This window comes from Pseudoalteromonas sp. BMB, assembly GCF_001709235.1.
Classification (GTDB): domain Bacteria; phylum Pseudomonadota; class Gammaproteobacteria; order Enterobacterales; family Alteromonadaceae; genus Pseudoalteromonas; species Pseudoalteromonas maricaloris.
On sequence record NZ_MBQA01000170.1, the window covers coordinates 19,782 to 29,817 of the forward strand.

1 protein-coding gene is annotated in these 10,036 nt (G+C 47.9%); it reads left to right on the top strand.

Going from position 1 to position 10,036, the window contains the following annotated elements; genetic code table 11:
* Window positions 1-104: 104 nt before the first annotated feature.
* On the top strand, window positions 105-10,031 hold the full coding sequence (locus BB427_RS14225) for a hybrid non-ribosomal peptide synthetase/type I polyketide synthase (RefSeq protein WP_069021369.1): 9,927 nt from the start codon (window positions 105-107) through the stop codon (window positions 10,029-10,031).
* The last annotated feature ends 5 nt before the right edge of the window (window positions 10,032-10,036 follow it).

Here is a 10,036-nt window from a genome sequence, read left to right on the forward strand (position 1 = left end):
ATTGATTGGTTTTTTACAACGTTACTGATGGTTAACTGTCGCAAGCCAAATTGATACTGCTCGCGCTGTTGCCAAAGGAATCCCAACCAAGTTATGGGGATGGCATGAATACAAATATTGTTACTATACTCGCGGGTTTAGCGCGTACTCGATCTCAAGATATTGCCTATCAGTATTTTTACGATGAGGCGTTACCAAGTAAAACTATTTCCTACCAAGAACTGCATGAGCGTGCAGCCTCTATTGCTGAGACATTGAGTGAATATTTTGAACCGGGTGACAGAGCATTATTACTGTACAACTCTGGATTTGAATTTATTGAAGCTTTTTTTGCTTGTTTATACGCAGGGATAATTGCGGTACCGGTTTATCCCCCTAAAAAGAATCAAAATGTTGATCGTCTGCGTGCCATCATCGAAGACGCAGGTGCCAAAGGTGCGCTTACCAGTGAAAAGATCAATGAAATCGCCAAGCCATTGCTTGATTCTGAGCCAAGTCTAGCGCAGTTAGCACTATTTACTACCGATAACATTGCACTTAAATCGACCACTCAACAGTGGCCTCGTGCACAACTCCTTGGTGAGCAACTGGCATTTTTGCAATATACCTCAGGCTCGACGGGCACACCTAAAGGCGTAATGGTAACCCACGACAATATTCTTGATAATCAGGCGCTAATGAAAGAAGCGTTTGGTCACGATAGCAACTCTTCGATTGTAAGTTGGTTGCCTCATTTCCATGATATGGGACTGATTTTTGGCATTATGCACCCAATCTACATCGGTGCGACAGCGGCACTGATGAATCCGGCTTATTTCCTGCAAAAACCACTACGTTGGCTAAAACTGCTTTCACAAACCAAAGCATTAACGTCAAGTGCGCCAAACTTTGCCTATGACTTGTGTGTGGACACCGTCAAAGATGAAGATCTTAAAGACTTAGATTTGTCCCATTGGCGCTCGGCATTAAATGGCGCAGAACCAGTGCGTGCCAGCACATTAGAGCGTTTTTATCAAAAGTTTAAAGTGTGTGGCTTACAAAGAGAGAGTATCGCACCTTGTTACGGCATGGCAGAAACCACCTTATTTGCAACTGGTGGACGTCTTCTAGAACAGCCAAGGATATTACGTATTGATGCGACCAAGCTACAGCAGGGTAAAGCCGAACGAGTCGCAGATGAAGATACAGTAGATACGTTTTATGCGTTAGATGTGGCTGATGAACAGCAGCCTTATTACGCCGTATCTTCCGGCGTGAGTTGGGGCGATCATTGCATTGCGATTGTTAACCCTGAGTCTTTTGAAGCCTGCAATGATGGTGAAACCGGAGAAATTTGGGTAACTGGCCCAAGTGTAGCAAAGGGGTATTGGAATAACCAAGCGGCAACCGAGGCTACGTTTCATGCCAGAATTAAAGGTGCTGACGAGCGGGCTTATCTGCGTACTGGTGATTTAGGCTTTATCCAGCGTGGGGAATTGTTCGTTACAGGACGCGCCAAAGACGTGCTTATCTTCCGCGGTAAAAACTACTACCCGCAAGATATAGAACTTACGGTTACAGAAGCAAGCGATAGCTTAGAACAAAATGGTGGTGCGGCGTTTTCGGTAGCTTCCAATGGCGATGAAGAACGTTTGGTGATCGTGCAACAAGTTAAGCGTACCGCGCTTAGAAAGTTAGATACTGATAAGGTATTGCAGCAGATCACCGCGGCGATAGTTGAGCACCACGGCATTACGCCTTATGACATCGTATTGATAAAGCCTGGTCGCATTCATAAAACATCGAGCGGTAAAATTCAGCGCCAGGAGAATAAACGCAGTTATGTAGCCAATAATTTTGAAGTAATTGCGCGTGCCCGTGAAGAAGCTACGCCACAACAAGCTGAGGTGCCATCACCCTCGTCGTCACTACAGCAAATTCAGCGGTTATTACAAGAGTTAGTCGCACAAGAAATAGATAAGCCCGCGCGTAGTTTGGATATCGACGCGCCATTCTTGGCATTAGGTGTAGATTCGATGAAAGCGGTACGGATCTCAGGGGAATTAATGGAAGTACACGAGCTAGATCTTGAGCCTACGGTACTTTACGAATATCCCTCAATTCGCGAACTAGCCCAGTATCTAAGTCAGTTTAGTACACTTACTCAAGCTCTAGGGCAGACAGAGCTTAACGAGTCGAAAGGCGCCACTGAGCAAGCGAATAAGACGCAAGCCTCTCGCCGAACTGAAGATATTGCGGATACAGATATTGCCGTGATTGGCATGGCCTGTCGTTATCCTTCAGCAAATGGACTCAATGCATTTTGGCAGCTGTTATGCCAGCAGGGCGATGGGATCACTACGCCAGATCCTAAGCGCCAGCAGCTTTGCCCTAACCTTGAAGCTGACCGGCTCGGTGGCTATTTAGAGAATGTCGATGAGTTTGACGCAGCATTATTCGGTATCTCGCCACTTGAATCTAAGCATATCGACCCACAACATAGATTATTGCTTCAAACGGCTTATCACGCCATACAGCACGCTGGTTACCAACCCGCCACGCTCGCTGGTAGCGATATTGGCGTGTATGTTGGTATATCGCAAAATGACTACTTTTTATTGTCGCAACAACAGCAAAAAAGTACCGCGTATTTAGGCACGGGCACTGCGCTGAGCATTGCTGCAAACCGCATTTCTTATAGTTTTAATTTTACCGGCCCAAGTGTGGCAATTGATACGGCGTGCTCGTCATCGCTGGTGGCGCTTCATCATGCAATTCAAGCTCTAAGAAATGGAGAAACAAACGCGGCATTGGTGGCGGGCGTTAATCTAATTCTGAGCGATGATGTGACTAAGGCCTGTGAAAACGCACAAATGTTGGCAGCTGACGGCCATTGCAAAACCTTTTCACAGGCAGCGGATGGCTATGTGCGAAGTGAAGGTGTTGGGGTGGTGATGTTAAAGCCGCTACAACAAGCCATGGCAGACAACGACCCGATTGTTGGTGTACTCAAAGGCAGTGCAACTAATCAAGACGGCCGCAGCAATGGCATTACCGCGCCAAATAGTGCCGCGCAACAGGCTGTGATCAATGCCGCCCTTGATAATGCCAAGATGCAGGCGGGAGATATCCACTATGTGGAAACCCATGGCACGGGTACGGAGCTTGGCGATCCTATCGAGATCACAGCATTAAACCGCACGTATGGAGAGCACCATAGTCGTCATGATCCGGTTATTCTCGGTGCGGTAAAAGCGAATATTGGTCACCTTGAATCCGGTGCGGGTATTGCTGGGCTTATCAAAACGCTACTGTGTTTACAGCATGGGCAAATTCCTGCGCAGCGTTATAGTGAGGTGTTAAATCCGCATATCCCATGGCAAAAGCTCCCATTTATGGTGCCGCAAAACATGCAGACATGGTCTGTACAACAGGGTGGAATAAGAGCCGCTGGATTAAGCTCTTTTGGTTTTGGTGGTACTAATGCACATGTGATCTGCGCACAAGCGCCTGTGCCTAAACCAGAAATGCAAGCTGAAGTAACACCACCTTCGTTTTATCTATTGCCTCTGGCTGCTAAATCGAAAGCTGCATTGCAGCAACTTGTTGGTCACTATAGTGAACGATTGTCGAGTCTGACGCCTCAAGCATTTGATGACTTCTGCGCACAAAATGCCGAGCAAGTACCGCTTAAAGGTGTGCATAAAACGTTTAGTAGCGCGAGCAGAGAAGCACTTATTTCGCAACTGAATATTCCGATTATTGCCGAACAGTCTTCGGCAAATGCTGCTCCAGAAGTTGCGTTTTTGTTCACCGGACAAGGTTCGCAATACCCCTTGATGGCTCACGCTTTATATCAACACCACGCAGTGTTTCGCAGTCACTTAGATGAAATTGACAGCCTGATTGGCGAGCGCTTTGGTGCACGCCTGTTGGATGTGTTATTCGATGAAAAGCATAGTGAACTACTGGCACAAACCCGTTGGACGCAAGTGAGCTTGTTTGCCGTCGAATACAGTGTGGCAAACTTATTGATGCATTATGGAGTAAAGCCATCCCAGCTACTCAGTCATAGTGTTGGTGAGTATGCAGCGGCTTGTATTGCGGGTGTGTTCTCGCTTCGTGATGGCGTTGAGTTGATTGCAGCGCGTGGTCAACTAATGCATGAATTAGCGATAAAAGGCAGCATGATCGCCGCAAGATGTGATGAAATAACCGCACAGAGTTGCTTGAGCGAGTATCAAGGGCAAGTGGTTATCTCAGCCTTCCATGGTGAGGCTGGGGTGGTATTCTCCGGTGCTGATGAAGCAATCACTGCCCTCAGTGACGTACTTGCAGAACAGCAAATTAAAGTAAAAGCGCTGCATACTGCAAACGCTTTCCATTCTCCACTGATGAACCCCATGCTAGACGCCTTTAGGAAAGTCGCTGAACAGGTTAGATTCCAACAGCCTCGGCTGCCTTTTGTTTCGTCCATGACGGGGCAAGTAGAGACCGCACGCATTGCAACAGCTGAGTATTGGGTTGAGCAAATTATGGCACCGGTTCGCTTTGTTGACTGTGTAACTGCGCTTGAGTCACTAGAGCATGGCTTAGCGATTGAGCTTGGTCCCAAACCTATTTTGAGTGGCTTACTACAAGAAAACAGCAATAACAAAGCGCTCAATTATGCTCATGTATTGCACCCCAAAGGCGATGACAGCAAGAGGTTCGCCGAGTGTTTGGGCACATACCTCGACTTAGGCGGAGCGCTCGAATGGCAACAGGTGTATGGCAATCGTCCGAGCGCTAGAGCGAGCTTGCCGCAATATCCATTTGATTGCAGCTCATACTGGATTTTTGGTACTGAACAATCACAGCCCGAAGCTCTGACTGTGGTGGATACAAGTGACCGTGATGCTCAGATCCGCAGCTTTGTGCTCAATACCCTAGCGGGACTCTTGTCGATGCCCGCTGATGCTATCCAAACCAACCTCCCTTTGCTAGAAATGGGGGTTGATTCGTTGATGATCATGCAGGCCGTTAGAGTATATGAGCGGGAATTCGGTTTAGAGTTTAGTGTTCGTCAATTTTATCAAGAGCTCAGCGATGTCGATAAGTTAGTGGCCTATATTCAAAGCCATAGTGATTATCTCAAAGTGCCGCAAGGTCCTCTGCAAGCTGGCAGTTTGCCATCACCTGTATCGATAACGACTGATACGCCAAAAGGGAGTGCAGTAGAGGCTGACAACCACACGCTTGTCGCTATCTATCAGGCGCAATTGCAGGCGGCAAGCACAGTGACTAACGCTGAAGCGAGAGCTGCGTTAGAAGCTGTGGTGGGGCAGCAATTACGACATATACAGGGCGCGAAAGTTGAAAGCAGTGCTGTCACCTCGACAGCAACCTTGGTATCAAAACCCCAGCCAAGCAGCGCCCAATCTGTATTACCAGGCGCACAGCAAAAACAAGTGCAGCGTGCCAATAGCAGCCCAGCCATACGCCAACATCTTGCTGCATTGAGTGATGCTTACATTGCGAAAACGCACAGTTCAAAAGCGCTAGTGAGCGAATATCGCGGACGCCTTGCGGATTGCCGAGCATCGGCAGGTTTTAGACTGTCGAGCAAAGAGCTACTTTATCCGGTGTTCTCTAAGCGCTGTGAGGGCGCATATATCTGGGATATCGACGACAATCGCTATATTGATATCACTATGGACTTTGGTACTAACTTATTTGGTCATAATCCTGACTTTATCAAAGCAGCACTGGCGCAACAGCTTGAAGCCGGGATGCAACTTGGACTTGCAAGTCCTGATGCGCCTGAGGTTGCTGCACTTATCTGTGAGCTGACTGGGCTTGAGCGGGCATCGTTTTGTAACTCTGGTACAGAGGCGGTCATGACGGCGCTACGCTTGGCAAGAACGGTGACCAAACGCGATAAAATTGTTCAGTTCTCAGGCGCGTACCATGGTCACTATGATGGTACTTTGGCAACTGAGTCGCCAGAGCAAGGCGTAGAGGCAATGTGTGCCGGAGTGCGTTATGGCGCAATCGCCGATAATCTCGTTTTACCTTATGGTGATGATGAAGCACTAGAGGTTATTACCCGAGAGGCACAACATATTGCCGCGGTGATTGTTGAGCCGGTACAAAGCCGTCACCCTGAAAATCAGCCTTGGGCGTTTTTACGAAAACTACGTACGCTTACCGAAGCGCATGGTATTGCCCTCATTTTTGACGAAATGATCACTGGCTTTAGAGCACATCCAGGTGGCGTTCAAGGCTTGATAGGGGTTAAGGCCGATATGGCAACCTACGGCAAAATCGTCGGTGGTGGTATGCCTATCGGTGTGGTCGCAGGGGCCGCTACCTATCTTGATGCCATTGACGGAGGAAATTGGCAATACGGAGATGATTCTTACCCTTTGACCGATACTACCTTCTTTGCCGGGACTTTCTGCAAACATCCAATGACCATGGCGAGCGCCAAAGCAGTGTTGCAAGCTATTAAGTCGCAAGGTCCGGCGTTACAACAAGGGATCAACGACAAAACCGCGGCATTTAAAGCACATCTCAATGCGTTTTTTGAAACCCATGACGTACCCATTCGAATAGAAGCGTTTGCATCATTATTCCGTTTTCGCTTTTCGCAAAATCTTGATGTGTTCTTTTATGAAATGCTAGAGCGCGGTGTATTTATCTGGGAAGGACGAAACTGCTTTTTCAGCGCCGCCCATACAGATGAAGACATTGCAGCGGTGATAAACGCAGTTGAAGCTAGTGTACTTAGCTTAAAACGTGCGGGTTATTTTGGTGAAGTGAGCCCAAGTGATGACGATGCTGCATTTCCACTTAGTCATAGCCAGCAGCAGCTATTAGCGATGGCGTTGACCTCTAGCGAAGGGGCGAGTGCATATCAATTACAAGCGACAGTAAAGCTCTCAGGTAAGCTCGATTTAGCGCGGCTGAAGCAAGCCGTTAGCGCGGTCTGCCGCGACTTCCCAATCTTGCGTTTTGGTGTCGATAGTGACCGCTTAATGCAATATTGCCGAGTGGAACAAGCCGAGTTGCATGTTGAGCCATGGAGTGAGGACGACCAAGTAACATTGCAAACGCGGTTATCCGCGCTGCGTTATCAACCATTTGACTTTGCAAAAGACCCACTTTGTAGAGTGACGCTGTTGAGTGATGGCAAAGCGCAGCACTATTTAAGTGTGGTGGCCCATCATGTGATCTGCGATGGGCTTTCACTACAAATGGTATTGGCAGCAATCGCTGAGCGCTACAATCAAGATGCAAAACAAAATGAGGTGGCAAGCCGAGCTGTCTCCTTTAATCATTACGTTGATAGCCTGCAGGCATATTCGCATTCACCGGAAGCTGCAAAAAACCAAGCTTTTTGGCACCAGTGCTTAGCGAGTTCAACACCACTTGCGCTGCCAAAATCAACGACGGTGAGCGTGGCTTCATACCAAGTTAATCAGCTCACATTACCCATTTCATCGAGTGCAATCCGAAACACTGAGACCCTTGCTCAATCTTTGCGTTGTGGGCAATTTGCAACCATGCTTGCACTTTATTGCTTGTGGCTACACAAGTTAAGCGGTCAGGCGGTAATAAGTGTAGGAGTGCCGGTATCAGATAGGCAACGACTGGCATCGCAGTTTGAGCCTGAGTTACTCGACCAAGCCTTACTGGGTTATTGCACCAATATCTTACCCATTGTGGTGGATATAGCAGGCCTTAGCACTATCGGTGAGCTGGTACAGCGGGTGCAAAATACTTTACTTGATGCCTTTGATCACCAAACTCATCCGTATGCAAGGCTTGCCGATGATCAGCTAATTCTACCTAGCACTTTGTTTAATCTAGATAAAGTTACCACTTTGCCGAGTTTTAATGGGCTAGAAGTTGAAGTGCAGCCAAGTGTAGCTAAATTTGGCCAATTTGAACTGACGACAAATATGACCTGTGTTGCGGGGCAGTGGTCACTGTTAGTGGAATATCACACGGCGAAATTTGATACTGAATTAATGACCCAGTATGTGGCTAAGTTTGTCCATTTGCTGTCGCAGGTTCAAGGCAACACACCGATAGGGGCTCAAAATGAGTTGATACAAAGTAGTGATGATGTGTATCGATTGGTTGAGTTACCGCTACAGCAAGAGAAATCGGTTAAGGTCGCGACGAGTTTTGTTGAAACTTGGCAGCACAATGTGTCGCGTTGCAGTGCACGTACGGCACTGGTAACGGATGATGTGAGTCTCAGTTATGAGGCGCTAGATACGCGTGTTAACCAGCTCGCTCACTACTTGATGAAGCAGCAGGTAACGCCCAATAGTATCGTGGCGGTGGCATTACCACGCAGGGCGGAGCTGTTGATAGCACTCATGGCGGTGATGAAAGCTGGAGCGGCATTTTTACCGCTTGATTTAACGTTCCCCGATGAGCGTATCGCGCATATCTTAGAGGATGCCAAAGTGAGTGTTGTGCTGTGTGATGCCAGCAGTGCAGAGTCTGCGTTATTCAATCTCGGTCGTTTCAAACGAGTCTGTATGGATAGCGATGCAGAAGACATTGCCAAAAGTTCGACTCGCAGCCCAAGCTTGCTAATTCAAGCTCAGCAGCGTGCTTACGTCATTTATACCTCTGGTTCCACGGGGTTACCCAAGGGCGTTGAAGTCAATCACGGGGCATTTGCTAATCTGCTTGCATCTATGTGTCGTGAGCCGGGGCTGGTGGCGGATGACCGCTTATTGGCCATCACCACGGTGGCGTTTGATATTGCCTTGCTAGAGTTGTTTGGGCCATTACTGGTTGGTGCGTCTGTGGTGCTGGCAAGTGATGAAAGTATTAGCGATCCTGCTGTGCTTGGCGCGCTTATCGAGCAGCAACAGGTAACTGTGATGCAGGCAACGCCAACGTTATGGCAATTACTGCTAAATGCGGCGCCAGCATGTACCTCTGGCATCAAAGTATGGAGTGGCGGTGAGTCTTTACCTCAGGCACTGGCCGCGCAGTTACTTAGTCACAGCAAAGCGGTTTATAACTTATACGGGCCAACCGAAACCACGATTTGGTCGGCGGTGGCACATATCGACAATGCCGCAGAGGTAACCATTGGTAAAGCGATACAAAATACCAGCTTATTTGTGCTCCCTACCGAGTGTCATGGTGAAGGGTTGCCTTTACCCGATGGCGTATGGGGTGAGTTATACATTGGTGGTAGTGGTGTTGCTATGGGTTATTTACATCAAGCGGAGCTGACCGAGCAGCGTTTTATCAATCATCAATTTACAGCTTCCATTAGCCGCCGCTTATACAAGACGGGAGACAAAGCGAGGCGTTTAGTTGATGGCCGCTTTGAAGTAAAAGGACGCTTAGATAATCAAATTAAACTCCATGGTCATCGTATAGAGCTTGGCGATATTAGCCATCATTTGGGGCGGATACTCAATACTAGTGAAGTCGATGTTTGCGTGCAAACACTAGAAACTGGCCCATGTCTGTGTGGTTATATGATTGATGATGGTGAGCTATCAACCGAGTGGTCTTCGCCTCGGCTGCGCCAAGCGCTCGGTGAATGGTTACCAAGTTACATGGTGCCTGAGCATTTTGTTTGGTTAAGTCAATGGCCGATGACACCAAATGGTAAGCGCGACCGAAAAGCACTACCAATGCCTGCTGTTGAGCCAGTATCAGAAATATGCACGTTGGCTCCTCGCACTGAAACAGAAAAACAGCTGCATCAACATTATATAGCGCTTCTCCCTGTTGAGCAGTTGGGCGTCACAGCACGTTTTGTGGATAGCGGCGGCAATTCGGTGATTGGTATGCAGTTGGTATCGAGACTCAACCGAGCTTTCAATATTAAATTGACCATTGGCGACATCTTTGAGCACGCCTGTATTGCAGAGCTTGCTGAGTGTATAGAAGCGCTAAAACAAGCTCATGATGCTATTTCGGTGGAGACGCAGACTCCAAACGTAGAGAAAGTCAGTGATATTGTGAGCGACCGAGATTTGAGTGCTGCGCTAAGTGATAAATCTATGACGGAGATGGACTTGTAATGATG

What these genes read in the sequence shown, in the direction of transcription:
- BB427_RS14225 (WP_069021369.1), top strand. Translation starts at nt 105, where the DNA reads ATGAATACAAATATTGTTACTATACTCGCGGGTTTAGCGCGTACTCGA.